This window comes from Streptomyces sp. NPDC000229 (assembly GCF_040300825.1).
Classification (GTDB): Bacteria; Actinomycetota; Actinomycetes; order Streptomycetales; family Streptomycetaceae; genus Streptomyces.
Window position 1 is genome coordinate 42730 of the sequence record NZ_JBEPEL010000015.1, and the last position, 25085, is coordinate 67814.

Below are 25085 nucleotides of genomic sequence, written 5' to 3' on the forward strand. Positions count from 1 at the left end.
CCACCGCCACCGCCATGGCCGCCGCCCTCGCTCTCGTCGTCGGCTTCTCCGCGACCGTCGCCAGTTGCGACGTACCGACGGGAGGCCTGGAGCTGTCCGGCATCGAGCAGTTGCCGCTGCCCGGGGGCGCCGACCTCGGCGACCGCCCGTACGAGATCACCGCCGAGTTCGCCGACGTCCTCAGCCTCGTTCCGCAGTCCGCGGTCAAGGTCAACGACGTCGCCGTCGGGCGCGTCACCCGCATCGCCCTCGACAGGAGCGACTGGTCCGCCACCGTCACCATGCGGGTCAACGGCGGAGTCACGCTCCCCGCCAACGCCTACGCCCACCTCGAACAGTCCAGCCTGCTCGGCGAGAAGTACATCCAGCTCACCGCACCCCCCAAGGGCCACGGAACCCTCGGCGACGGCGCCCGCATCCCCATGAGCCGCACCAACCGCAACCCCGAGGTCGAAGAGGTCTTCGGCGCCCTGTCGATGCTCCTCAACGGCGGCGGCATCCAGCAGCTCCGCACCATCACCACCGAACTGGGCACCGCCCTGCGCGGCAACGAGACCGAGGTCCGCTCCCTGCTCGAACGCCTCAACACCCTCGTCGGCACCCTCGACGCCAACAAGAGCGACATCACCGCCGCTCTCGACGGCGTCAACCGGCTCACCGCCACCCTCGCCACCCGCGAACAGGACGTGGCCACGGTCCTCACCCGTCTCAGCCCCGGCCTCAAGGTCCTGGAGAAGCAACGCGCTTCGCTCCTCACCATGCTCCGCGCCCTCGACACCCTCTCAGGCGTCGCCGTCGACACCGTCAACAGGAGCAAGGCCGACCTGATCGCCGACCTCAAGGCCCTCGGCCCCACCCTCAAGGCGCTCGCCGACTCGGGCAAGGCCCTGCCCGACTCACTCGAGGTGCTGCTCACCTACCCGTTCACGGACGAGGTGCTGCGTGGCGTCAAGGGCGACTACCTCAACGTCTACCTGGACCTCACCGCCGCGCCCGGGACGCAGATCATCCCCGCGCTCACCCCACCGGACGACGCCACCGCACAGCCGGCCCACGGGCTGCCCCTTCCCCTGCCGTCCGCCGGGAGGAACTGATGCCGACCGTGGCCACCCGGCTCAAGAACCTCGCGTTCCTCGTCATCGGCGCCCTGGTCCTCGGTGTCGTGGGAGTGCGGTACGCGGACGTCGGCCACCTCGTCGGCCTCCGCGACCACTACACCGTTCGCGTGCGGCTGGAGACGACCGGCGGACTGTTCACCCACTCCAACGTCACCTACCGCGGTGTCCCGGTCGGCCGCGTCGGACCCATCCGGCTCACCGAGAACGGAGTCGAGGCCGAACTGCGCATCAAGAAGTCGGCGCCCGGCATCCCCGCCGACCTCGAAGCGGTCGTCGCCAACCTCTCCGCCGTCGGCGAGCAGTACATCGACCTCCGCCCCGTCACCGACAGCGGACCGTACCTGCGCGACGGCTCGGTCATCGCCCGCTCCGACACCCGCACTCCCGCACCCGTCACCACCGTACTGAGCGGGGTGACGTCGCTGGCGTCCTCCGTAGACCTGGAGTCGCTGCGCACGGTCGTCGACGAGTTCGGTACGGCGCTGAACGGGCGCGGCGACGACCTCCAGGCCCTGATGGACAGCGGCGACGACTTCGTCCGGGCCGCCGACAAGGCGCTGCCCGCCACCACCCGCCTGATCACCGACGGCGAGACGGTGCTGCGGACCCAGGCGGAGGAGGGCGAGGCGCTCGTCTCCTTCGCCACCGGGGCCAAGGAGCTCGCCGCGCGCCTCAAGAGCTCCGACACCGACCTGCGCGCCCTGATCGCCGCGGCTCCGGACGCCGCAGGCCAGGTCAGCGGAGTGCTGCGGGACCTCGACCCGGCCCTCGGCGTCGTCCTGGCCAACCTGCTCACCACCTCGGAGGTCGCGGTGACCCGGCAGCGCGGCATGGAGGAGTTCCTGGTGAAGATGCCCGCGCTCGTCGCCGCCGGGGCGACCGCAGTGACCGCCCAGGGCGTCAACCTCGGCATGTCGGTCACCTTCTTCCAGCCGCTGCCCTGCACGGCGGGGTACGGAGGTACGCCGTACCGCAACGGCCTCGACCTCGCCACCCCGCCCGCCCTCAACACCAAGGCCCGCTGCGCCTCCCCGCCGTCGAGCGGCATCAACGTCCGCGGCTCCGCCAACGCGCCCCGGGGCGGCCCGCTCCCGCCCCCGGCCACGGCTCCGGGGGCCGGCCGATGAGGCGGCGGTACGGATGGTGGGCGGCCGTCGCCGTGGCGGCGCTGCTGTGCGGCGTCGCCGCCTGGTCGTACGCCCGGGCGGCGGGCGACGCGACCCGGGCGTATGCCGAGGCGCGGGACGACGCGCTGGACGCGGGGCGCGGGCACATCGCCCGGCTCAGCAGTGTGGACGCCTCGCACCCCGACGCGGCGCGGACCCGATGGCTCGACGCGACGGCCGGAGACCTCCACGAGCAGCTGAAGCGGACCGGCCCGCGGAAGGACACGGGGACCGCGTCCACCCGGGCCACCGTCACGGACGCCGCCCTCACCGCCCTCGACGACCGGGCGGGTACGGCTCAACTCATCGCGACGGTACGGGTGGAGACCACGCCGGGCGACGGCGGGCCCACGGGCACGGACCGCAAGCGCCTGGAAGCCACCCTCACCCGCACCGGTGAGGGCTGGAAGGTCACCGCGCTCACCGCCGTACCGGTGGCCGGATCATGAGCCGGCCTTCCCGGCCCTGGACGGCCATGGCCCTCGTGCTCGTGCTGCTCGCGGGCGGAGCCGGACTCCTGCTCCGTACGCAGTGGTTGACCGACGCGCCCGCCCTGCGCAACCGGGCGCTGGCCGACGCCGAGGCGACCTCCCGGGTGGCGGCGGAGGTCGGCGGGGCGCTCACCCGGGTCTTCTCGTACGGCCCCGGGGACACCGCCACCACCCGGCGGACGGCGCACCACCTCCTCGACGGAAAGGCGGCCCGCCAGTACCAGGCGCTGTTCGGCCAGGTCGAGCAACGGGCCGCACGGCAGAGGCTGACGCTCACCACCCATGTCGTCCGCGCCGGGGTGACCCGGCTCGACGACCACGAGGCACACCTCCTGGTCTTCCTCGACCAGGTCGCACAGCGCGCCGGCAAACCCGCCACCACGGTCGCCGCGCAGCTTTCGGTCGTCGCGGAACAGCGCGACGGCCGCTGGCGGATCGTCGACATCCGATCGCGATAGGGGGCACCCGCACCGATGGCCCGCACAATGAGAGGGAACCCGCTCCTGACGGTGGCGGCCGCGCTGGCCCTGCTCGCGGCCGGCGGCGCCGGCTGGAGCGGCTGGTCCTGGTACGCGGCGGCGCACGACGAGTCCACCGCGTACGCCACGACCCGCGACGAGGTGCTCGCCGCCGGCGAGCAGGCCGTGCAGAACATGAACACGCTCGACCACCGTGACCTGCGGCGAGGACTGGACACCTGGCAGAAGTCCGCCACCGGCGACCTGCTGGCCCAGCTCACCGACGGGCGGCCGCAGTTCGAGCGGCAGATCCAGCAGGCGAAGACGGTGACCAGCGCGAAGGTGCTGTCCGGCGCGGTGACCGAGCTGGACACCCGGGCCGGGCGGGCGAGCGTGATGGTCGCCCTCCGGATCACCGTGACCCCGCCCGAGGGCAGGCCCGCCGCCAAGGAGAGCCGGATGCTCGGCGAGCTCACCCGCACCCCCGACGGCTGGAAGCTCAGCGCTCTCGGCCAGGCACCGGTCGGCAACACGGCGGCCCCCGCCGACTGAGAGGACCAAGCCCTATGTCGACGACCCGTCATCTCATCAACCGGCGACGGCGCCTGGCGTCCGTGAACACGCCCCGCACGGCCGCGCCCGCACCCGCGCCCCGGGCCGAGCCGGAACCGCCACGGGTGCGGCGCCGCGGACTCCCCGCCGCGCTGGGCGTCCTCACCGTCCTCCTGGGCGGTTTCGCCACCTGGGCCACCGGGGAGGCCGCCGCCCTGCGGGACACGCCCGCCGCCGGCAATGCCGCGCTCACCGACATCGCCCGTACCAGTGAGGTCAAGGGCCAGGTCACCAAGGCGGTCAACGAGCTCTTCTCGTACGACTACGCCGCCGGCGCCGCGGCCGACACGGCCGCCCGTACCCGCCTCACGGGCAAGGCGGTCGAACAGCACCGCGCGATGCTCGCCCCGGTCCGGGCGCAGGCGGCGAAGCAGAAGCTCGTCCTGACCACCACCGTCACCCACAGCGGAGTCGAACTGATCGACGGCGACCGGGCGCGGGTGCTGATCTACGCCGACCAGAGCAACACGCGTACGGCGGCCAGGAAGGCCGAGACGACGTACGGCGCCGCCATGTTCGCGGTGGAGGCGGTACGGAAGGACACCACCTGGCGTATCGCCGCCATCGACACCCTGGGAGCGGGCTCATGAGGGTCACGCGGTGCACGAAGGTCATGAGGGTCATGAGGGTGCGGAGCCGGTCGAGGGCGCGCCGGGGAGTCACCGGGACCGCGGCCGCCGTCGCCGCGATGGCCGCGCTGACCGCGTCGCAGGCGCCGGGATTCACCCGGTCGGCGGTGCCGGTCGCGGGCGAACCGGCGGCGGGCGACCCGGTGATGGGTGGCCTTCCCTGGGCCGCCGTACCGGGGCCACGCGACGACGGCGCCTACCACACGGAGCTGCCCCCGCTCACCTCGCCCGCGCCGTCCATGGCGCCCGCGGCCCGACCCGGCGGCACCCCCCTGTCCGGCCTGGTCACCGTCCACGCCGGGATACCCGCCACCGTCCTTGCGGCCTACCGGCGCGCCGAGGCCGCCGTCGCCCGCACCGACCCGGGCTGCCGGCTGCCGTGGCAGCTGCTCGCCGCGATCGGCAAGGTGGAATCGGGCCAGGCGCGAGGCGGGCGCGTCGACGCCCACGGCTCCACGCTGGAGCCCATCCTGGGACCGGTGCTCAACGGTGTGGGTTTCGCCAGGATCACGGACACCGACGGTGGGGCGTACGACGGTGACACGGTGTACGACCGGGCGGTGGGCCCCATGCAGTTCATCCCCTCGACCTGGGCCCGCTGGCGCGCGGACGGCAACGGCGACGGCCGCCAGGACCCCGGCAACGTCCACGACGCCGCCCTGGCCGCCGGGCGCTACCTGTGCGCGGGGGAGCGGACCCTCACGGTCAAGGCCGATCTGGACCGGGCGGTCCTCGGCTACAACCACTCGGGCGCCTACCTGCGGACCGTCCTCGCCTGGCTGGCCTTCTACCAGCGAGGCGCGCATCCCGTGCCGGACACCACGGGCGTGCTCCCGGTGAGCCCCGGCGCGGGCCACGGCGGCAACACCGGCAGCGGCAAGGGTACGAAGCCGAGCCCGAGTCCGAGCGGGGGGATCGTGGTGGGCCCCCAGCCCTCGACCCGGCCGTCGGCCGTTCCCGGCCCGCCCGCGCGCCCGACCCGGCCACCCGTCACCCTGCCTCCCCGGCCCTCGCCGTCCCCGCCCCCGGCACCCACCCCACCCACGCCCACACCAACGAAACCGATCCCGTCCACGCCCCCGGCACCCACCCCGTCGCCCTCGCCGTCCACCACCCCCACCCCCACTCCGGCACCGACGCAACCGTCCCCGGACCCCACCTGCCCGTCCCCGCCCCCCGCCCCGACCGGCACGCCCTCCCCGGCCCCGGCTCCGGGACCCACCGTCACGCCCACCGGCGCGCCCTGCTCAACCCCCGCCCCCCTCCCCGCCTCCTGACAGCACCTCGCCGAGGTCGTACGAGACGGGCTCCTCCAATTGCCCGTACCCGCAGCTCTCCGGCGTACGGTCCGGCCGCCACCGGCGGAACTGGGCCGTGTGCCGGAACCGGTTGCTCTCCATGTGGTCGTACCCGACCTCGCACACCCGCTCCGGCCGCAGCGCCACCCAGGACAGGTCCTTCTTGCCGGACCAGCGGCTCGGCGCCCCCGGCAGCCGGGCGGTCTCGTGCGCGGTCACGTCCGTCCAGGCGGCCCACGGATGACCGTCGGGCGGGTCCATGCGCAGCGGCTCCAGCTCGTCGATCAACTCGGCGCGGCGCTTCTCGGTGAACGCGGCGCAGACGCCGACATGCTGGAGCGCGCCCTGGTCGTCGTACAGGCCGAGGAGCAGGGAGCCGACGACCGGGCCGCTCTTGTGGAAGCGGTAGCCGGCCACCACCACATCGGCCGTCCGCTCGTGCTTGATCTTGTACATGAGCCGGGCGTCGGGACGGTAGGGCAGGTCCAGGGGCTTGGCGATCACACCGTCGAGCCCGGCGCCCTCGTACTGCTCGAACCAGCCCCGTGCCACGTCGATGTCGGTGGTGGACGGGGCCAGGTGGACGGGGGCGTCGACGCCGCGCAGGGCCTCCTCCAGCGCCGCCCTGCGCTCGACGAGGGGAGTGTCCATCAGCGACTCGTCGCCGAGGGCGAGCAGGTCGAAGGCGATGAACCGGGCGGGTGTGCGTTCGGAGAGCATCGTGACGCGCGAGGCGGCGGGGTGGATGCGCTCGGTGAGCCGGTCGAAGTCCAGCCGCCCCTCGTGGGCGATCACGATCTCGCCGTCGACGACACAGCGCTCCGGGAGCCGGGGCGGCAGAGCGGTGACCAGTTCGGGGAAGTACCGGGTCAGCGGCTTGCCGGTGCGGCTGCCGATCACCAGCTCGGGCCCGTCCCGGTGGACGATGGCCCGGAAGCCGTCCCACTTGGCCTCGTACTGCATGCCGGGCGGGATCTTCTTCACGGACTTGGCCAGCATCGGCTTCACGGGTGGCATTACCGGCAGGTCCATGGCTCGATTCTGCCCGACGGTATCCGGATATGCCCGATATGCGAGCTCTATCCGGGCGTTCTACTGTGACGCCCATGGGAAACGCGGTGGAGCTGGAGGCCGGCGGGCGGACCGTACGCCTGTCCAACCCGGACAAGATCTACTTCCCGGAGCGCGGCTTCACGAAGCTGGACGTGGCGCGCTACTTCCTCGCCGTGCGCGAGGGCATCACCCGCGCCCTGCGCGACCGCCCGACGACTCTGGAACGCTTCGTCGACGGCGTCGAGGGCGAGTCCTTCTTCCAGAAGCGCGCGCCCAAGAACCTCCCCGACTGGATCCCCACCGCCCACATCTCCTTTCCCAGCGGCCGCTTCGCCGACGAGATCCGCCCCACCGAGATCGCCGCCGTCATCTGGGCGGCCAACCTCGGCACGCTCACCTTCCACCCGTGGCCCGTCCGAGGGGACCGCACCGACCACCCCGACGAGCTGCGCATCGACCTGGACCCGCAGCCCGGCACCGGGTTCGCCGAGGCGGTCGCCGCCGCGCACGAGCTGCACGCCCTGCTCGACGAGCACGGACTGCGCGGCTGGCCGAAGACCTCCGGCGGACGCGGCATCCACGTCTACGTACCGATCGAACCGCGCTGGGACTTCACCCGCGTGCGCCGCGCGGCCATCGCCGTCGGCCGTGAGCTCGAACGGCGTATGCCCGGCCGGGTCACCACCGCCTGGTGGAAGGAGGAGCGCGGCGAGAAGATCTTCGTCGACTACAACCAGACGGCCCGGGACCGGACCATCGCCTCCGCCTACTCGATCCGCCCCAAGCCGCACGCCCCGGTGTCCGCCCCCTTGCGGTGGGAGGAACTGGACGACGTCGACCCCCGTGACTTCGACCTGGCGACCATGCCCGTGCGGTACGCCGACCACGGCGACATCCACGCGGACATGGACGACCACGCCTTCACGCTGGACAGTCTGCTGGAGCTGGCCGCCAAGGACGAGCGCGACCACGGCCTGGCCGACCTGCCGTACCCACCGGACTACCCGAAGATGCCGGGTGAGCCCAAGCGGGTACAGCCGAGCCGCGCCAAGAAGACCGAGTGACCCCGGAGTCCCTCAGAGCTCCTTGATCCGGATGTCACGGTAGGAGATCACATCCGTCGTGCCGTGGACCTGGAGTCCTATGTAGCCGGTGGCGTACCGCCGGCCGTCCGTGCCCGGGTCGTCGGCGCGCGGCGGGGAGAACTCCTGGCCGGCGTTGTTGTCGAACTCATTGATCAGGACACCGTTGCGGAAGACCGAGTAGTGCTGGCCCTCCACCCGGATCTCGTAGTCGTTCCACGTGCCCTTCGGAGTGACGCCCGCGCCGCCCAGACCCACCCGGTCGAACCCGTAGACGGAACCGGTCTTGTACATGTCGCCGTCCGGCCGGTCCAGCACCTGGACCTCGTGCCCGAACTTGATGGCGACCCACTCCGGCCGTGGCTCCTCCGGATGGTCGTGGACGTTCGGGAAGCGGACGAAGACACCGGAGTTGGCGTTGCCCGTGCCCGGGGCGTCGTCCCGCCACTGGAGTTTGAGCGAGAAGTCCCCGTACTGCCGCTGCGGGAACCACAGCATGCCCATGCCCGGGACCGTGGTGCTGCTGGTCATCGAGCCGTCGCCGTTGAGGGCGAACGCGCCGCCGCCCACGTGCTGCCACGTGGCGAAGGTCTCCGCCGAACCGTCGAACAGCGTGCGGTAGCCGCTGGTCTGGCCGGGCTTGCCGATCCCGGACTGCTTGGCGGCCCGGTAGATCGTCCGGTGCTCGCGCGCGTCGACGACCCCGTCCGCGAGGAGTTTGTCGAGGACCGCGTCCACGTGCTTGAGGAACAGCGCGTGCGACGACCAGTCCTTCTCGTCCTCGATCAGCTCGTTGATCGTGCACCGGCTGCGCGTCATCCGGTTCGGTACGCCGCTGTCGACCGTGCCGACGATGACGGTGAGCCGTTCGTCGTACTCGGGGCAGCCGGGCGCCGGTACACCGCCGCCGGCCGCGACGTCGAAGGCGACGTGCTTCGCCCCCGAGGTGTTGCCGGCCTTGTCGGTGGCCCGGTGCAGCACCGTGTGGTGGCCCACCCGGTCCACCACGACCGGCGCCGTGTACGCCAGGTACGGCCCGCCGTCCAGGGAGTACTCGATCCGGTCCACGCCCGATCCGCCCGTGTCGGTCGCGGTGACCGTCACCGTGGCGCTGGTGATGAACGCGCCGTCCGAGTTCTTGCTCCCGGTCACCGCGGCCGTCGTCTCCGGCGGGGTGGTGTCCTGCGTGGGCGGGGCGACGACGGTGAACTGCACCGACTTCTCGGCCGCCGCGTTCCCCGCCCGGTCCGTGGCCCGGTAGCGGACCGTGTGGATGCCCACCTGGTGGACCATCACCGGGGCGGTGTAGGTCTGCCAGGCGCCGTCGGCCCCGATCGCGTACTCGATGGTGTTCACCCCGGAGCCGGTGTCGGACGCGGTGACGGTGACCGTCGCCATGTCCCGGTACTGGCCCTGCTCGTTCTTCTCGCCGCTGACGGTCGCCGACGTCTCCGGCGGGGTCCTGTCGTCGGTCGGCGGCGCCACTAGGCGGAAGTCCACGGCCTTCTCTGCCGAGGTGTTGCCCGCCTTGTCGGTGGCCCGGTAGCGGATCCTGTGGGTGCCCACCTGGTGGACCATCACCGGGGCGGTGTAGGCCTGCCAGGCGCCGTCCGTGCCGACCGCGTACTCGATCCGGTCCACGCCCGAGCCGCCGGTATCGGTCGCCGAGACCGTGACGTTGGCGTGGCCGACGTAAGCGCCGTCCGCGTTCCGCTCGCCCTCGACCTTCGCGGAGGTCTCGGGCGCCGTGGTGTCCTCGCCGCCACCTCCGTCCGTCACGGTGAGCATGCCCTGCATCGAACCGTGGCCGGGGATGGTGCAGTAGAAGCGGTACCGGCCGGGCGTCAGGGTGACCTGGGCGGTGTGCTTGCCGCCCTGGTCGTCGTTGGGATTGGCCAGGATGTTCAGCTGGACGTCGTTGTTGTACTCCGGGTCCGAGACGTCGAACGTCAGGGTGTGGGGCATCCCGGTGGTGTTCCCGGTGGCCGCGCTGTTCTCGAAGACGATCGTCGTCGGGCCCGCCACCGCGGTCGTCGGGAACGTCAGATAACGGTCGATGGGGTCACCGGCGGTCCAGGTCAGCACCTGTTCCGCCGCGGCCGTCGGCCCGTTGTCGGGCCGCCCGTACGCGGCGGTCGACGTCAGTCCCAGGACCATCAGCAGTGCTGCCAGCAGCGCTGTCCAGATGCGTGGAGATCGTCTCACCGCGCGGCCGCCTTCCTCGCGAGACCGTCGGCGGCGGGCGTCGCCCCGCCACCTTTGTACGTCACACGCCACAGCGCGGACTTGGAGTCGGAGGTGAAGAAGCCGCGCCCGTAGTCCAGGACGTACAGCGAGCCGTCCGGCGCGAACTTCCAGTCCATCAGGTTGCGGATGCCGTTCGCCCCGACCGGGATGATCTTCTTCAGGGACTCGGCGTGGACCGGCAGGCCGCCCTTGCCGACCGTCTTCGGGTCGGTCAGCACGGCGTGCCGCGGCTGGTCCCCGTCGTAGAAGTCACCGACGAACCACTTGCCGTCCCAGTACGCCGGCCACTTCACCGTGCTGTCCGACGCCGCGTCGTACCGGTACACCGGCCCGTTCATGGTCGCCTGGCCGCCGCCCTTGAGCCATGGCAGCAACAGCTTCTGCTCCTCCGTCTTGTAGCTGGGCACGCCGTTCGCGTCGCGCGGATAGTCCACGCCACCGCCCTGCGGCGAGTACCAGATGGTGTTGGGTGTGACCGGCGGCAGGTTCACCAGACCGTCGTTGTTCGGGGACTCGTTCTTCGGTTTGGCGCAGTCGTACCAGCCGAGCGGCTTGCTCGGGTCGGGAAGATTGCGGTCCCGGTACGGCTGGTTGTTGCCCATGCAGTACGGCCAGCCGTGGTTGCCCGCCTTCGTGATCGCGGCGAACGTGTCGTACTTGGCCGGGCCCCATGTGGTCGACGGGGCACCGGCGTCGGGACCGACCCACCCCGCGTACAGGATGTCGGTCTGCTGGTCGACGAAGATCCGGGCCGGGTTGCGCACGCCCATCACATAGATCTCCCCCCGGGTCTTGCCGCCTCCCTCGTCCGGCTCCCGGCCGGTGAAGAGGTTGCCCTCGGGGATCGTGTACGTCCCGTCGTCCTCCGGGTGGATGCGGAGGATCTTGCCGTTGAGGTTGTTGGTGTTGCCGGAGGTGCGGCGGGCGTCGGCGAACGAGACGCCCTTGAAGTCCGGCTCCGGGTTGTTGCCGGAGTACCCCGAGCTGAAGCCGCTGGAGTTGTTGTCGCCGGTGGCGATGTACAGGTTCTCCTTGGAGTCCCAGGCCATGCCGCCGCCCGCGTGGCAGCAACTGTGGATCTGCACCGGCCACTTCAGCAGCACCTTCTCGCTCGCCAGGTCCAGTTGGTCGGTGGCGAGGTCGAGGGTGAAGCGGGAGACGTACCGCTCCGCCATGTGCGTGTCGCGGTTGATCCGTGAGTGGGGTGTGTAGTGCAGGTAGACCCAGCCGTTGGTCATGAAGTCCGGGTCGAGCTCGATACCGAGGAGACCCTCCTCGTTCTTCGTCAGCTCGTCACCGCCGCCCTTGTTGCCGAAGACCGTGAGCGCGCCCGCGAGCCGCACCTTCTTCGTCTTCGGGTCGTAGACGTGGATCTCACCCCGGCCCTTGCCGATGTCCGGGTTGTTCCAGTCGGTGACCACGGGCTTCGAGGAGTCGGCGCCACCGCGCCCGATGTAGAGGAGGCGGCCGTCCGGGGCGGCGACCAGCCCGTGCGGCTCGCCGATCTGGTCGTTCAGCCCCGGCTGGTTGGGCTGGGTGACCCGCTCCGCGGTGTAGTTGGCGTCGATGGTGGCCTTGCAGTCGGCGCGGGAGAGCCGGGTCGTCCACAACAGGGCGCCACGCAGGTGGTCGCGGAAGTCGGTCTCGGCGAACGAGTCGACCGTTCCGCCCATGCCCGTGTAGAAGGAGCGGCCGCCGTCGTAGTCACGGCACCAGGAGATCGGGTGGTCCCAGCCGTTGGCGCTCGGGCCCGGCTGGTAGGTGCTCTCCTTGACACGGGCGACCGTGTGCACGGTGCCCGAAGGGTTCACCGTCCAGTTGAGCCACTTGTCCGGACGCTTCCAGCTCAACGGGAGCTGCTTGGTGGCCGGATGCTGCCGGTCGCCCACCTCGACGGTCGCGCGCTCGACGGTGGTGGGGCTGTTCGCGGCGGGCCGGGCACCGACCAGACCGGTGAACCAGTCCGAATACGGCTCGGTGCGCGCCGCGTCGTGGATGCCGAGGAAGCCGCCGCCGGCCTCCACGTACGACTCCAGGCCGGCCTCCTGCTCGGGGTCGAGCACATCGCCGCCGCCGGTCAGGAACACGATGGCGTTGTACCGGCCGAGCTTGCGGGCATTGGTGAACACCGAGGCGTCGTCCGTGGCCTCGGTGCGGAACTGCTGGGCAGCCGGGCCTGATTGGCCGATCGACTCGATCGCCGCGATACCGGCGTCGACGGTCGGGGACTCGGTCGTCGCCGAGGCGTGGAAGACCAGCACCCGCACATTGGCCCCGCCGGGCGGCGAGGGGAGCGACAACGTTGTCCGACTCGGTCCGGGCTCACCGGGATTGGGCCCGGCGGTGGCCGCCGTACCGCTGAGCAGGGAGGCCGCCAGGGCGCCGGCGGCCAGCGCGGCCGCCGCTCCGCGGCGGGATCTTGACCGGTGATGTGGTGCACGGTGCATGTGTTCACCCACCCCTCTGTGGTCACAGCAAACGACGATGAAGCTAGACCTCTTTCCGCAACACGCCAATAGCTTGACACCAATTGCGCGAACTTTGTCCTGGCTGTGGATAAACCCCGTCCGGCCCGGTTACGGTGTGGCCGTCCCGGGGGCGCCTTCGCCCCGTCAGCCTCCGCACCGCACTGGGGAGTTCGGCATGGACAGACGGAGCTTCAACCGGCGCCTGCTGGCCGGGGGAGCGGTTGCCGCGACCGGCGTGACATCGTTGTCCCTGGCCTCCGCGCCCGACGCGGTATCGGCCGAGACGCCGCCGCCGACGGCCCCGGCGGGTGGTCAGGTGCGGCATCTCAAGCTGTATGCCGAAAAACTGGCGGACGGATCGATGGGCTACGGCCTGGAGAAGGGCAAGGCGACCATCCCCGGGCCGCTGATCGAACTGAACGAAGGGGACACCCTCCACATCGAGTTCGAGAACACCATGGACGTCCCGGCCAGCCTGCACGTCCACGGCGTGGACTACGACATCGCGAGCGACGGCACGAAGATGAACCGCAGCCACGTGGAGTCCGGCGGCACCCGTACGTACACCTGGCGCACCCACGCCCCGGGCCGCCGCAAGGACGGCACATGGCGCGCCGGCAGCGCCGGCTACTGGCACTACCACGACCACGTCGTGGGCACCGACCACGGCACCGGCGGCATCCGCAAGGGGCTGTACGGGCCGGTCGTCGTGCGGCGCAAGGGTGACATCCTGCCCGACAAGCAGTTCACGATCGTCTTCAACGACATGACGATCAACAACAAGCCCGGCCACCAGAGCCCCGACTTCCGGGCCACGGTGGGTGACCGGGTCGAGATCATCATGATCACCCACGGTGAGTACTACCACACGTTCCACATCCACGGTCACCGCTGGGCGGACAACCGCACCGGCCTGCTCACCGGCCCCGACGACCCCAGCCCCGTCATCGACAACAAGATCACCGGCCCCGCCGACTCGTTCGGTTTCCAGATCATCGCGGGCGAAGGCGTGGGCGCGGGCGCCTGGATGTATCACTGTCATGTGCAGAGCCACTCGGACATGGGTATGGCGGGCCTCTTCCTGGTGGCCAAGCCGGACGGCACCATTCCCGGCTACGAGCCGCACCACCCCACGGCGGCCGCCGACGGCACCCACACCCACTGAACGGTCGGCCGTGCTCGCCGAGTCCCGCCCCGGGGAGCCGGGGTGGGACCCGGTCCGCCCACAACGGCCGCCGCCTTGGGACACCGGGGGACACCCCGGACGAACTCCTTGCCCGATCACGTCACGCAGGCCCATGATTACGGAACGAACCGACGCCCCATCGCCCTTGGTACCGTTGATCGTTCGTTGACGTCCCGTTTATCGGAGCGGGGCAGCGTGTTCGGCATGCCGATCAACCGCCTTGCTCCCCACGACGCCGAACTCTCCTGGCAGGAGACCGCCCTGTGCGCCCAGACGGGCCCGGACTTCTTCTTCCCGGACCCCGGCTCCTCCACCCGCGAGGCCAAGCGCCTCTGCGCCGCTTGCGAAGGCCGCGAGGCCTGCCTCGAGTACGCCCTCACCCACGACGAACGCTTCGGCGTCTGGGGCGGCCTGTCGGAGAAGGAACGGTACGCGCTCAGGCAGCAGGGACGCTGAGCCGGCCCGGATAACCGCATGCCGGGCCGGCCGACCCGCCCTTAAGATCACATGCGCATGGAGCAGCAGCACAACGCAGTGACGGACGACGAAGTGGCCGAGTTCGGCCGTACGGTGGGGCGGCTACGGGCCCTGCCGCTGGACCACCCCCTGCGGATGCGGGCCGAGGAACTCGCCGCCTCCTTCGCCCGCGAGAGCCGCAACAAGCGCCGCAAGGCCCGGCAGCATGCTCGCTCCCAGGCCGATGCCGTGCTCAGCGCCGCCACCGCGACCGGTGCACTCGACCGGCGTGAGGACGCGCCCCTGCCGACCCGGCGCGGCACCGTCGGAGAGTTCCTCAAGCCCCGGCACTGCTATGTCTGCAAGGCGCTCTATCGACAGGCCGACGCGTTCTACCACCGCCTCTGCCCTGACTGCGCCGCGGACAACGCCACGCGCCGCGCCCTGTCCACCGACCTCACGGGGCGCCGCGCGCTGCTCACCGGCGGACGCGTGAAGATAGGGTTCCAGCTCGCGCTGATGATGCTGCGCGACGGCGCCGAGCTCCTCGTCACCAGCCGCTTCCCACAGGACACCCTGCGCCGCTTCCGCACAGCGGAGGGCAGCGAGCGGTGGCTGGAGCGGCTCACGGTCGTCGCGATCGACCTGCGCGATCCGCGCCAGGTCCTCGGCCTGTGCGAGCGGCTCCTCGCCGACGGCCGGCCCCTCGACATACTCGTCAACAACGCCGCCCAGACGATACGCCGCCCACCCGAGTCGTACGCCGCGCTCCACGCGGGGGAGCGGGGCGAGCTGCCGGGCGGGATCATCGCGGCCCCCGGCTACGCGCCCGCCCTTCCGGCCACCGGTAACGGTGCCCTCGCCCTCGTACTCGACGGTGAAACGGACGAGGCAGGGCTCCTGCCCGACCCCGCGCCGCGCAACTCCTGGTCCGCCCGCCTTGGCGAGCTGGACCCCGCCGAGCTGCTGGAGACCCAGCTCGTCAACGCCCTCGCGCCCGCGCTCCTGTGCGACCGCCTGCTGCCGCTGCTGCTGGCGTCCCCGCACCCCCGCCGCTACATCGTCAATGTGAGCGCGGTGGAGGGGAGGTTCGCCGTCCGCAACAAGACGGCCGGCCATCCCCACACCAACATGGCCAAGGCCGCGCTGAACATGCTCACCCGCACCAGCGCCGAGGACCTCGCCGCACAGGGCGTCCACATGTGCAGCGTCGACACCGGCTGGATCACCGACGAGAACCCCGCGCCCCGCAAGGCCCGGATCGCCGCCGCCGGCACCCGCACCCCGCTGGACGTCGTGGACGGCGCCGCCCGCGTCTACGACCCGATCGTGCGGGGCGAGGCGGGCGCGCCGGTCGCCGGGGTCTTCCTCAAGGACTACCGGCCGGCCGCGTGGTGATCCGGAACGTCTCCCCGTACGTCTGCCACGTCAGCGGAACCTCCAGGTCCATGTTCCCGTCCCGCAGGAACACCCGCTGGGCCGTGTCGATGCGGGAGGAGTCCCGCTCCCGCTCGGTCCGCCTGGCCTTCATCACGGCGCGGCCGGCGTCCAGGAAGGCGTTGAGGTACGCCTTCTCGTCGCCGCCCTCCGCCGCGGTCTCGGCCTTCTTCATCGCCGCGGCGCGGATGCCGTAGAACTCCTGGGGACCCACGCCCGGGCCGTGCAGCACCATCGCGTCGTAGTAGATGAACTGGCCGAGCGTGGACAGCCCGTCCATCTTCGCCGGCCGCACGGCCGGGTCGGAGTAGAGGCGGTCGCGGACCACGTCCTGTGCCTTGCGGAAGGCGGGGTGCTCGGCCGCCTTCTTCCAGGCGGCGGGGAAGCCCGGGTCGAGGCCCTCGTGCGAGTCGGTGCCGTCGACCTCGCGCAGCGCCGGGAGGTATTCGGCCAGCGGGTTGTCCGGGTGCTCCTCGGTGTAGTACTCGACGAGCTGGAGCATGTCGTTCGTGCCGGAGCAGAAGCCGACGACACCGGCGGTGTAGCCGTTGCCGTCGCCGATGTCCTCGATGTCGTCGTGCTCGCCGCGCCAGTCGAGGGCCGAGTCGTCGGCGCTGGCCACCAGCTGGGCGGCGAGCTCCTTCTTGTCGGGCGCGGCCAGCCCGGGCGGCATCTTGGCGATGCGCGCCTGCAGGGCCGTCTGCTCGTCCGCGGTGCCCGCCTTGAGCGGGTTCGGTGCCCCGGTGGTGCTGGGCGCCTGCGGGACGGGGCTGTCGTGAGCCTGACCCTGCGGCGCACCGGCTCCGGGGCCGCGGGTGCACCGACCGCTGTCCGGGCCGCTCGTTGGGCGGGCGGTCCGTCGTGCGGGCCGCCGCGCCGACCGTGGTCCGGGTGCCGGGTGCCGGGTGCCGGGTGCCGTCCCCCCGCGGCGCACCGGCCCGGTACGCCCCTGTCAGCCTGAGGCCTGAGGCCTGAGGGCCGGGGTGCGGGCCGCCGGTCGTGCGGGCGGCTGATGCGGCCGCCCGGGCTTCCGCGCCCACCGGTCCATACGGCGCTGCGGCACGGGCCCCCGACGGTCCTGCGGGGGCCGGGGGGGCGTCCGTCGGCACCGGTGGCGCCGCACCGGCGTCAGCGGTCCGGCCCGTGCCGGTACCGCCGGGACTCCGGGCCCGGGGCTGAACCGCACCCCGGGCAGGACCGATCTCCCCGCCGGGCCGGCCGCAGCCGACCGGCCCGAGGCGTCAGCGACCGCGGGCCGCCAGGCGGGCCTTGCGGGCGGCGAGCTTCTCGTCGAACTTGCGCGCCTCCGTGTCGAGGCCGTCCATGTACAGGCCCAGTTCCTCCTGCGCCTTCAGGCCCTCCGGGCCCAGCCCGTCGATCTCCAGGACCTTCAGGAAGCGCAGCACCGGCTGGAGGACGTCGTCGTGGTGGATGCGCATGTTGTAGATCTCGCCGATCGCCATCTGCGCGGCCGCCCGCTCGAAGCCCGGCATGCCGTGCCCGGGCATGCGGAAGTTGACGACCACGTCGCGGACCGCCTGCATGGTGAGGTCCGGGGCGAGCTCGAAGGCGGCGCCCAGCAGGTTGCGGTAGAAGACCATGTGGAGGTTCTCGTCGGTCGCGATGCGCGCCAGCATCCGGTCACAGACCGGGTCGCCCGACTGGTGGCCGGTGTTGCGGTGCGAGATGCGGGTCGCGAGCTCCTGGAAGGCGACGTACGCCACCGAGTGCAGCATCGAGTGGCGGTTGTCCGACTCGAAGCCCTCACTCATGTGGGTCATCCGGAACTGCTCCAGCTTGTCCGGGTCCACGGCACGCGAGGCGAGCAGGTAGTCGCGCATCACGATGCCGTGCCGGCCCTCCTCGGCGGTCCAGCGGTGGACCCAGGTACCCCACGCGCCGTCCCGCCCGAAGAGCGTGGCGATCTCGTGGTGGTAGCTGGGGAGGTTGTCCTCGGTCAGCAGGTTGACGACGAGCGCGATCTTGCCGATGTCGGTGACCTTGGACTGCTCGGGCTCCCAGGCTTCGCCGTCTTCGAAGAAACCGGGGAAATTGCGGCCGTCCGACCACGGGACGTACTCGTGCGGCATCCAGTCCTTGACGACCTTCAGATGGCGGTTGAGCTCCTTCTCGACCACCTCTTCCAAGGCGTACAGCAGCCGGGCGTCGGTCCACGCTTCCGAACTGCCGAGGTGGGGAGAGGTGAGGGTCATACGGGTACTCCTGGGGACGGGAGAATTACTTACGGCTTCGTAGGTTACGAGACCGTAGGTTAAGGGGGCGGTAAGCCTTAGCCAAGCCCGGGTCCTCGGATGGAGGCTTACGTTCCGTTATGTGCGGAGGTGACGGAGGCGTACAGAGAGACATGTCACGCAGCCTTCGAGCTTTTCGAACTCGCCGATGTCGACGACGACCGGCTCGTGGCCGAGGTCCGCGAAGAGCTCCGCCGACTTCGGGGCGCTCGCCGCCATCAGCAGCTTTCCGCCGCCCAGCAGCACCACGTGCGCGCCCGCCTCCTCCGGCACCGGCAGGAAGCGCGGGAAGAGCGAGGGCGTCTCCACCAACGGCTCGTGCCCGACGACCGTACCGTCCGGCAGCGCCGTGACCGCCGACTTCAGGTGCAGCACCCGGCTCATCGGTACGGCGACGACACGCGCACCCAGCGGCTCGAACGCCGCCCGCAGCTGCGCCACGCCCGCCGCGTTCGTCCTCCCGCCCCGCCCCACGTACACGGTGTCGCCGACCTTCAGCACATCGCCCCCGTCGAGCGTGCCCGGCTCCCGCACCCGGTTCACCGAGCAGCCCAGAGCCGCCACCGCCTCCTCGACGGCGGCCGTCTCCGGGCGGCGCGAGGGGGCACCGGGCCGGCAGATCAGCGCCACATTGCGGAACATCACCACCGCGTCCTCGACGAAGACCCCGTCCGGGCAGTCGTCGGCCGGCTCCACCTCCACGGTCTCCCAGCCGTGCGCGCGCAGGGCGCCGACGTACCGCTCCCACTGGACGACGGCCAGGGCGGGGTCGACGGGGGTGCGCTCGACATGGGTGACCAGACCCTCGGCGAGACGCGGGCTCGGACGGCGGACCAGGGCTTTTTTACTGGGCACGGGCAGGGCCTCCAAACTCGGTGGTCCCGTTCACGCCTACCCCGTCGGCCGCCGGTTAGTCGACACCCAGGTCCCGCCGCAGGTACTCGGCCGTGAACGACTTCCGGTGCTCCAGCAGCCGCGCGGGTGTCCCCTCGAAAACCAGCTCACCGCCGTGCTTGCCCCCGTCGGGTCCCAGGTCGATCACCCAGTCCGCCCGCTTGACCACGTCCATGTTGTGTTCCACGCACACCACCGTGTTGCCCGCGTCGACCAGCCGGTCGAGCAGAGCGACGAGCGTGTCCACGTCGGCCATGTGCAAACCGGTCGTCGGCTCGTCCAGCACGTACACGCTGCCCGTGCGGTGCAGCTGCGTCGCCAGCTTGATCCGCTGCCGCTCACCGCCCGACAGCGAGCTGAGCAGCTGACCGAGCGTCAGGTAGGTCAGGCCGACGTCGTTGAGCGTGCGCAGCTTGCGCCGCAGTGCCCGGTCGTCGAAGAAGGCGATCGCGTCCGCCGCCGTCATCTGCAGTACGTCGACGATCGACCTGCCCCGCACCCGGTGCTCCAGTACGTCGTCGTGGAAGCGCCGCCCCTCGCACGCCTCGCACGTGGTCGTGACCGGGTCCATGAAGGCGAGGTCGGTGTAGATGACTCCCCGCCCCGCGCACACCGAGCACGCGCCGGCCGAGTTGAAGCTGAAGAGGGAGGCCGGAACGCCGTTCTCCTTCGCGAACACCTTCCGAACCGTGTCCATGATCCCCAGGTACGACGCCGGGGTCGACCGCGAGGACGCCGTGATCGCGCTCTGGTCGATCACGACCGCCTCGGGATACGCGGATGTGAACACCTCCGACACGAGCGTCGACTTGCCCGATCCGGCCACCCCCGTCACCGCCGTCAGCACCCCCGTCGGGAAGCGGACGTCGATGCCCTTCAGGTTGTGCAGGTCCGCCCCGGTCACCGGCAGCCACCCGGTGGGGGAGCGGAACGTCTCCTTCAGGGGCGTACGCCGCCGCAAACACCGTCCGGTGAGCGTGTCCGCGTCCCGCAGCGCGGCGAACGGCCCCGCGTACACCACCTCTCCACCGTCCGTGCCGGCGCGCGGCCCCATGTCCACGATGTGGTCCGCGATCGCCATCACATCCGGGTCGTGCTCCACCACAAGCACGGTGTTGCCCTTGTCCCGCAGCCGTACCAGCAGATCGTTCAGCCGCCCCACGTCACGCGGGTGCAGCCCCACGCTCGGCTCGTCGAAGACGAAGGTGAGCCCGGTCAGCGAACTGCCCAGGTGCCGCACCATCTTCAGCCGCTGGCCTTCCCCGCCCGACAGGGTCGTGGTCTCCCGGTCCAGGCTCAGATACCCCAGTCCGATCCCGACCAGCCGCTCCAGGCGCTCCCGGGCGGCCGCCGCGATCGGCGAGGCGACCGGGTCGTCGATCGCCGCCAGGACGCCGACCAGGTCGGAGACCTCCATCCGCGCGTAGTCGGCGATGTTCAGCCCGTCGATACGCGTCGCGAGCGCCGCCTCGTTCAACCGCGCGCCGCCGCACGTCTCGCACACCCCCTGGGTGGTGACGTTCTGCACGGTCTCCTTGTACGCGTCGGACAACCCCGCCGTGTCGCGCTTCAGATACAGCCGGTCGAACCGGTCCACCAGCCCCTCGAACCGAACGTCCGCCGCACCGGACTTCATCGTCAGGCGTACCTTCACCTCCGAGCCCTGGTCCGTCCCGTGCAGCAGCACCCGGCGCTCCGCCTCCGTGTAGTCGGCGAGCGGTTTGTCCGGGTCGAACAGGCCGGAGTCGGCGTACAGCTTCCACTGCCAGCTGCCGACGGACGTGCCCGGCAGCCGCAGCGCGCCGCCGTTGAGCGACTTCGACCAGTCGACCGCCTTGTCGAGGTCGAGCCGGACCGTGCGGCCCACGCCGTCGCACACGGGACACATCCCGGACGGGTCGTTGAACGAGTACGCGGTCGCCGGCCCGGCGCTGGGAGTGCCGTACCGGGAGAACAGCACCCGCAGCACCGAGAAGATGTCCGTCATGGTGCCGACCGTCGAGCGGACGTTGCCGCCGATGGGCTTCTGGTCGACGACGATCGCCACCGAGAGGTCGTCGATCACGTCGACGTGCGGCCGCTCGTACTTCGGCAGCCGGTTCCTGATGAACCAGGTGAAAGTCTCGTTCAACTGCCGCTGCGATTCGACGGCGATCGTGTCGAAGACCACCGACGACTTGCCGGAGCCGGACACCCCGGTGAAAACGGTGATGCTGTTCTTGGGGAGGGTGAGAGAGACGTCCCGGAGGTTGTTCTCACGGGCGCCCTCGATGACGATGCTCGATGCCATGAGGTGGACGCTATGGTGAATACCCGACATCTTCTGTCGGGTATTCACCACGTCACGTCACGGGCTCGACAGCACCTCCTCCGCCGTCGTCGGCCGCAGCTCGCCGTCCTCCAGCAGCAGCCAGCGCGTGATGCCGATCGACCTCAGGAAGGGCACGTCGTGACTGGCCACGATCAATGCCCCCTCGTAGGCGTCCAGCGCCGCCGTCAGCTTCCGTACGCTCGCCATGTCGAGGTTGTTCGTCGGCTCGTCCAGCATCAGCAGCTGCGGCGCCGGCTCGGCCAGCAGCAGCGCGGCGAGTGCCGCGCGGAACCGCTCGCCGCCCGACAGCGTCCCGGCCGGCTGATCGGCCCGCGCACCCCGGAACAGGAAACGGGCCAGCCGTGCCCGGATCCGGTTGTTGGTCGCCTCGGGGGCGAACCGGGCGACGTTCTCGACCACGCTCAGATCGTCGTCGAGGACGTCGAGCCGCTGCGGCAGGAAGCGCAGCGGGACGTGCGCCACCACCTCGCCCGCCACCGGCTCCAGCTCACCGGCGATCGTGCGCAGCAGCGTCGTCTTGCCCGCGCCGTTGCGCCCGACGAGCGCGATCCGCTCCGGGCCGCGCAGCTCCCACTCGCCGCCGACCCGTGCCCCGTACCGCAGCTCCAGGTCGCGGAGCGACAGCACGCCCCGGCCCGGCGGGACCGTGGTGTACGGCAGCTCGATACGGATCTCGTCGTCGTCCCGCACCGCCTCCACGGCCTCGTCGAGCCGCTCCTTGGCCTCGGTGAGCTTCTGGGTGTGCATGATCCGGTGCTTGCCGGCCGACTCCTGCGCCGCCCGCTTGCGCAGCTTCATCACCGCGCGCGGCTCGCGCTTGGTGTCGTACATCTTCTGCCCGTACCGCTTGCGCCGTGACAACTTCACATGCGCGTCCGCCAGTTCGCGCTTCTGCCGCTGTACGTCGGCCTCGGCGACCCGCACCATGCGCTCGGCCGCCTCCTGTTCGGCGGCGAGCGCCTCCTCGTACGCCGAGTAGGCGCCGCCGTACCAGGTCACCTCGCCGTCCCGGAGGTCGGCGATCTGGTCGACCAGCTCCAGCAGTTCGCGGTCGTGGCTGACGACGACCAGGACGCCCGACCAGGCTTCGACGGCCGCGTACAGCCGGTGGCGGGCGTGCAGGTCGAGGTTGTTGGTCGGTTCGTCGAGCAGCAGCACGTCGGGCCGGGCCAGCAGCAGGGCGGCCAGCCGCAGCAGCACGCACTCGCCGCCCGACACCTCGCCGATCGTGCGGTCCAGGCCGATGTGGCCGAGACCCAGCTGGTCGAGCGTGGCGCGCGCCCGCTCCTCGACGTCCCAGTCGTCGCCGATCGCCGTGAAGTGCTCCTCGCTCGGGTCACCGCCCTCGATGGCGTGCAGTGCGGCGCGCGCGGCGGCGATCCCGAGGGCCTCGTCGACGCGCAGGGCGGTGTCGAGAGTGGCGTTCTGCGGCAGGTACCCGATCTCGCCCACCGTGCGGACCGTGCCGTCGGTGGGGATGAGCTCGCCCGCGATCAGCTTCAACAGGGTCGACTTGCCGGAGCCGTTGAGGCCGATCAGGCCGGTCCTGCCGGGCCCGACCGCGAGCTGGAAGCCGTCCAGGACGCCGGTGCCGTCGGGCCAGGAGAAGGCCAGGTCGGTGCAGGTGATGGAGGTGGGGTAGGTAGACATACGGGTCTCCCGGTTGCGTGAGGAAAAGCGATGGCAACGGGTGAGACACCGGGACGGCTCACGGGCCGAGGTCGCACACCACAGCGCGCACAGCGCCGAACGCGGCTGTGCGACACGGTGTCTCAAGACCTCAGACGAGCAACGTCCTGCTCCGTTTCGACGACGACAAGAACCGGGAACGAAGGTACGCCCGGTCCGTCCGGGGCGGCAACGGAATTACCGGCCGTGCGGGACCCGGTGCCACCGCCGGATCGGCGCCGCTGCCACAACGCCGTCATGACCTCCCACTTTGTCGCTCGTGCGGTCGACGCGGAGATGGATCCGGCGGCCACTGGACGCAGGCCGAGGTCTCAGAAGGGCGGCACCACGGCTTCACCCCGACATGGCTCACTGCGTGCTGACCTCCATGCCCGGAAAGCCCCACGGGTGGTGCGGACGGCGCAGCTGATCGGCGATGTCCTCCGTCTCGCCCGGTTCTGTCCGGTTCCGCGAGGTGCTCGCGCGGATCCTGGCGTACGGTCCCCACGACGAGCGGCCGGCGCGCGTCGCGGTCTGACGGCCCGTGCTCGGGGGAGGCGTGGATCAGCAGGCGTCGCGCAGCAGCTCGGCGAGGTCCTGGTCGAGGTCCAGGAACTCGTGCTCGCAGCCCGTCGGCACCACGTGCTGGGCTCGCCGGAGGAACCGGCGCACCTCGGACGTACGGACGTGTACCATCGCGACGCCCTCGGGAGCGTGGAACTCCACGACCGTACGGTCGTAGCCGAAGGGGCGTACGCGCACGTCCCCGAGCCCGGCCGCTTCGTCGATGCCCGCCGCGAGCAGCTCCCGCGAGAACTCCCAGGACACCTCGATCCCCTCGAGGGTGGCCCGCGCCGGGAAGGCCATCTGGACGGCGAACGGGTTCCGGCGGTCGTAGCGCAGGGTCGCGGCAACGGTTTCCATGCGGGGCGCGGACGCGACCAGGCGGGCCTGTACGGCCTGCTCGATGACGGTGGACAAGGCCTGCTCCCTCACACATGGCTGAGGCGGTACGACTCTTACACCGAAGAGGACGACGAATTCCGTCGACGCGTGCATTGGCGAACGGTGTGACCTGCGTCACCTCTGGAGGCGCCCTGGACGCGTCGGTCGGGGTGGGCTACGTTCCCGCGCCATGACGTCCATGGGGAAGACGAGACGAGCGGTGTCGGCGGGGTTGTGCGGGGCGGCGCTCGCGGCCGCGCTGACCGCCGCCCCGGCCCAGGCCGCTCCCACCACGACGGGGCCCTCCTGGCAGCTGAAGCAGACCGGGACAGAGGTCCGTTTCCGGGGCCTGGCGGCCGTCAGCCGTTCCACCGCCTGGGTGGCCGGGTCCAAGGGCACGGTGCTGCGCACCTCGGACGGCGGCCGGAGCTGGCGGAACGTCTCGCCCACGGGCGCGGGCGACCTGGAGTTCCGCGACATCGAGGCTTTCGACGGCCGACGCGCGGTCGTGCTGGCGATCGGGGAGGGAGAGGCCTCCCGGATCTTCCGCACCGACGACGGCGGCGCGAGCTGGACCGAATCGTTCCGCAACACCGACCCCAGGGCCTTCTACGACTGCGTCACCTTCTTCGACAGCCGGAACGGCCTCGCCATGAGCGACCCGGTCGACGGCAAATACCGCATCCTGTCCACCGGTGACGGCGGCCGCACCTGGAAGGTGCTGCCGGACACCGGCATGCCCGCCGCCCTGCCGGGGGAGGCGGGGTTCGCGGCGAGCGGCCAGTGCCTCGTCAGCTCCGGCCCCAAGGACGTGTGGCTGGCCACCGGAGGCGGCGCCACCGCGCGCGTGCTGCACTCCTCCGACCGCGGCCTCAACTGGACGGTGGCCGAGTCGACGATCCCGGCCGGGGACCCGGCGCGCGGGGTCTTCGCCCTGGCCTTCCGCGACCGTACGCACGGCATCGCCGTCGGCGGCGACTACCGGACGGGGCAGCCGTCGCCCCGGGCGGCAGCCGTCAGCCGGGACGGCGGGCGCACGTGGCGGCAGGCACACACCCCGCCGCCCGCCTACCGCTCGGGCGTGACCTGGCTGCCGCACAGCCGGTCGGCCGCCCTCGCCGTCGGCCCCACCGGAACGGACCTGACGACGGACGGCGGCCGCACCTGGCGGACCGTCGACACGGGCTCGTACGACACCGTCGACTGCGCCGCCGACTTCGGCTGCTGGGCCTCGGGTGAGAAGGGCCGGGTGGCCCGCCTGGAGCGGTAGGTTCCCCACCGGCACCGGCCTCC

The 25085-nt window shown here is 71.4% G+C and carries 20 protein-coding genes and 1 pseudogene; 12 read left to right on the top strand and 9 right to left on the bottom strand.

The window, feature by feature from the left end; genetic code table 11:
* The first annotated feature begins 14 nt into the window (after positions 1-14).
* The 7 genes from ABT360_RS11100 to ABT360_RS11130 are packed head-to-tail and all read left to right on the top strand — an operon-like array spanning position 15 to position 5751.
* The gene (locus ABT360_RS11100) at positions 15-1094 is read left to right on the top strand and encodes an MCE family protein (RefSeq protein ID WP_444852218.1); all 1080 of its coding nucleotides are present in this window, start codon (positions 15-17) and stop codon (positions 1092-1094) included.
* On the top strand, positions 1094-2245 hold the full coding sequence (locus tag ABT360_RS11105; RefSeq protein WP_351813743.1) for an MlaD family protein: 1152 nt from the start codon (positions 1094-1096) through the stop codon (positions 2243-2245). Before ABT360_RS11100 ends, ABT360_RS11105 begins: the two co-directional genes overlap by 1 nt.
* A complete protein-coding gene (locus tag ABT360_RS11110) occupies positions 2242-2733 on the top strand; it encodes a hypothetical protein (protein WP_351813745.1) in 492 nt (163 codons plus the stop codon). The genes ABT360_RS11105 and ABT360_RS11110 overlap by 4 nt, the downstream gene beginning before the upstream one ends.
* The gene (locus ABT360_RS11115; RefSeq protein ID WP_351813747.1) at positions 2730-3233 is read left to right on the top strand and encodes a hypothetical protein; all 504 of its coding nucleotides are present in this window, start codon (positions 2730-2732) and stop codon (positions 3231-3233) included. Before ABT360_RS11110 ends, ABT360_RS11115 begins: the two co-directional genes overlap by 4 nt.
* A 15-nt stretch (positions 3234-3248) precedes the next feature.
* On the top strand, positions 3249-3785 hold the full coding sequence (locus tag ABT360_RS11120) for a hypothetical protein (protein WP_444852215.1): 537 nt from the start codon (positions 3249-3251) through the stop codon (positions 3783-3785).
* Positions 3786-3799: 14 nt separating this feature from the next.
* Positions 3800-4435, top strand: a complete 636-nt coding sequence (locus ABT360_RS11125) for a hypothetical protein (protein ID WP_351813751.1) — start codon at positions 3800-3802, stop codon at positions 4433-4435.
* A 38-nt stretch (positions 4436-4473) separates the two neighbouring features.
* Positions 4474-5751, top strand: coding sequence for a lytic transglycosylase domain-containing protein (locus tag ABT360_RS11130; RefSeq protein ID WP_444852219.1), 1278 nt, complete (start codon positions 4474-4476; stop codon positions 5749-5751).
* Here the strand turns inward: ABT360_RS11130 and ABT360_RS11135 are convergent.
* A complete protein-coding gene (locus ABT360_RS11135) occupies positions 5722-6804 on the bottom strand; it encodes an ATP-dependent DNA ligase (protein ID WP_351813755.1) in 1083 nt (360 codons plus the stop codon). The two genes, ABT360_RS11130 and ABT360_RS11135, sit on opposite strands and share 30 nt — an antisense overlap.
* A gap of 74 nt (positions 6805-6878) precedes the next feature.
* On the opposite strand from ABT360_RS11135, the gene ligD reads away from it, so the two are divergent.
* Complete coding sequence (gene ligD, locus ABT360_RS11140; protein WP_351813757.1) at positions 6879-7889, top strand: non-homologous end-joining DNA ligase; 1011 nt, start codon at positions 6879-6881, stop codon at positions 7887-7889.
* Between the two features lie 12 nt (positions 7890-7901).
* Here ligD and ABT360_RS11145 read toward each other — a convergent pair whose 3' ends face one another.
* Complete coding sequence (locus tag ABT360_RS11145) at positions 7902-10064, bottom strand: OmpL47-type beta-barrel domain-containing protein (RefSeq protein ID WP_351813832.1); 2163 nt, start codon at positions 10062-10064, stop codon at positions 7902-7904.
* 44 nt (positions 10065-10108) lie between these two features.
* Positions 10109-12601: a ThuA domain-containing protein gene (locus ABT360_RS11150; protein ID WP_351813834.1), complete on the bottom strand. Its 2493-nt coding sequence runs from the start codon at positions 12599-12601 to the stop codon at positions 10109-10111.
* Between the two features lie 196 nt (positions 12602-12797).
* On the opposite strand from ABT360_RS11150, the gene ABT360_RS11155 reads away from it, so the two are divergent.
* From ABT360_RS11155 to ABT360_RS11165, 3 genes are all read left to right on the top strand, one after another.
* Positions 12798-13787, top strand: a complete 990-nt coding sequence (locus ABT360_RS11155; RefSeq protein ID WP_351813759.1) for a multicopper oxidase domain-containing protein — start codon at positions 12798-12800, stop codon at positions 13785-13787.
* 225 nt (positions 13788-14012) lie between these two features.
* On the top strand, positions 14013-14264 hold the full coding sequence (locus tag ABT360_RS11160; protein WP_351813761.1) for a WhiB family transcriptional regulator: 252 nt from the start codon (positions 14013-14015) through the stop codon (positions 14262-14264).
* A gap of 57 nt (positions 14265-14321) precedes the next feature.
* On the top strand, positions 14322-15662 hold the full coding sequence (locus tag ABT360_RS11165) for an SDR family oxidoreductase (protein WP_351813763.1): 1341 nt from the start codon (positions 14322-14324) through the stop codon (positions 15660-15662).
* On the opposite strand, the pseudogene ABT360_RS11170 reads toward ABT360_RS11165, so the two are convergent.
* The 6 genes and pseudogenes from ABT360_RS11170 to ABT360_RS11195 all read right to left on the bottom strand — a co-directional run.
* A pseudogene (locus ABT360_RS11170) lies at positions 15634-16389 on the bottom strand (chitosanase); the annotation flags it as partial. The gene ABT360_RS11165 and the pseudogene ABT360_RS11170 overlap by 29 nt on opposite strands.
* Before the next feature lie 553 nt (positions 16390-16942).
* Positions 16943-17914, bottom strand: coding sequence for an acyl-ACP desaturase (locus ABT360_RS11175; protein ID WP_351813764.1), 972 nt, complete (start codon positions 17912-17914; stop codon positions 16943-16945).
* 117 nt (positions 17915-18031) lie between these two features.
* Positions 18032-18808 carry a dimethylargininase gene (gene ddaH / locus ABT360_RS11180; RefSeq protein ID WP_351813766.1) on the bottom strand — a complete coding sequence of 259 codons (777 nt, stop codon included), beginning with the start codon at positions 18806-18808 and terminating at the stop codon, positions 18032-18034.
* Between the two features lie 55 nt (positions 18809-18863).
* Entirely contained in the window at positions 18864-21137 is a 2274-nt protein-coding gene (locus ABT360_RS11185; RefSeq protein ID WP_351813768.1) for an excinuclease ABC subunit UvrA, read from the bottom strand.
* Between the two features lie 57 nt (positions 21138-21194).
* Complete coding sequence (locus ABT360_RS11190; RefSeq protein WP_351813770.1) at positions 21195-22829, bottom strand: ABC-F family ATP-binding cassette domain-containing protein; 1635 nt, start codon at positions 22827-22829, stop codon at positions 21195-21197.
* A gap of 582 nt (positions 22830-23411) precedes the next feature.
* Complete coding sequence (locus ABT360_RS11195; RefSeq protein ID WP_351813772.1) at positions 23412-23828, bottom strand: SsgA family sporulation/cell division regulator; 417 nt, start codon at positions 23826-23828, stop codon at positions 23412-23414.
* 154 nt (positions 23829-23982) lie between these two features.
* On the opposite strand from ABT360_RS11195, the gene ABT360_RS11200 reads away from it, so the two are divergent.
* Positions 23983-25062 (top strand): WD40/YVTN/BNR-like repeat-containing protein, encoded by a 1080-nt coding sequence (locus ABT360_RS11200; protein WP_351813774.1) that lies wholly within the window; start codon positions 23983-23985, stop codon positions 25060-25062.
* The last annotated feature ends 23 nt before the right edge of the window (positions 25063-25085 follow it).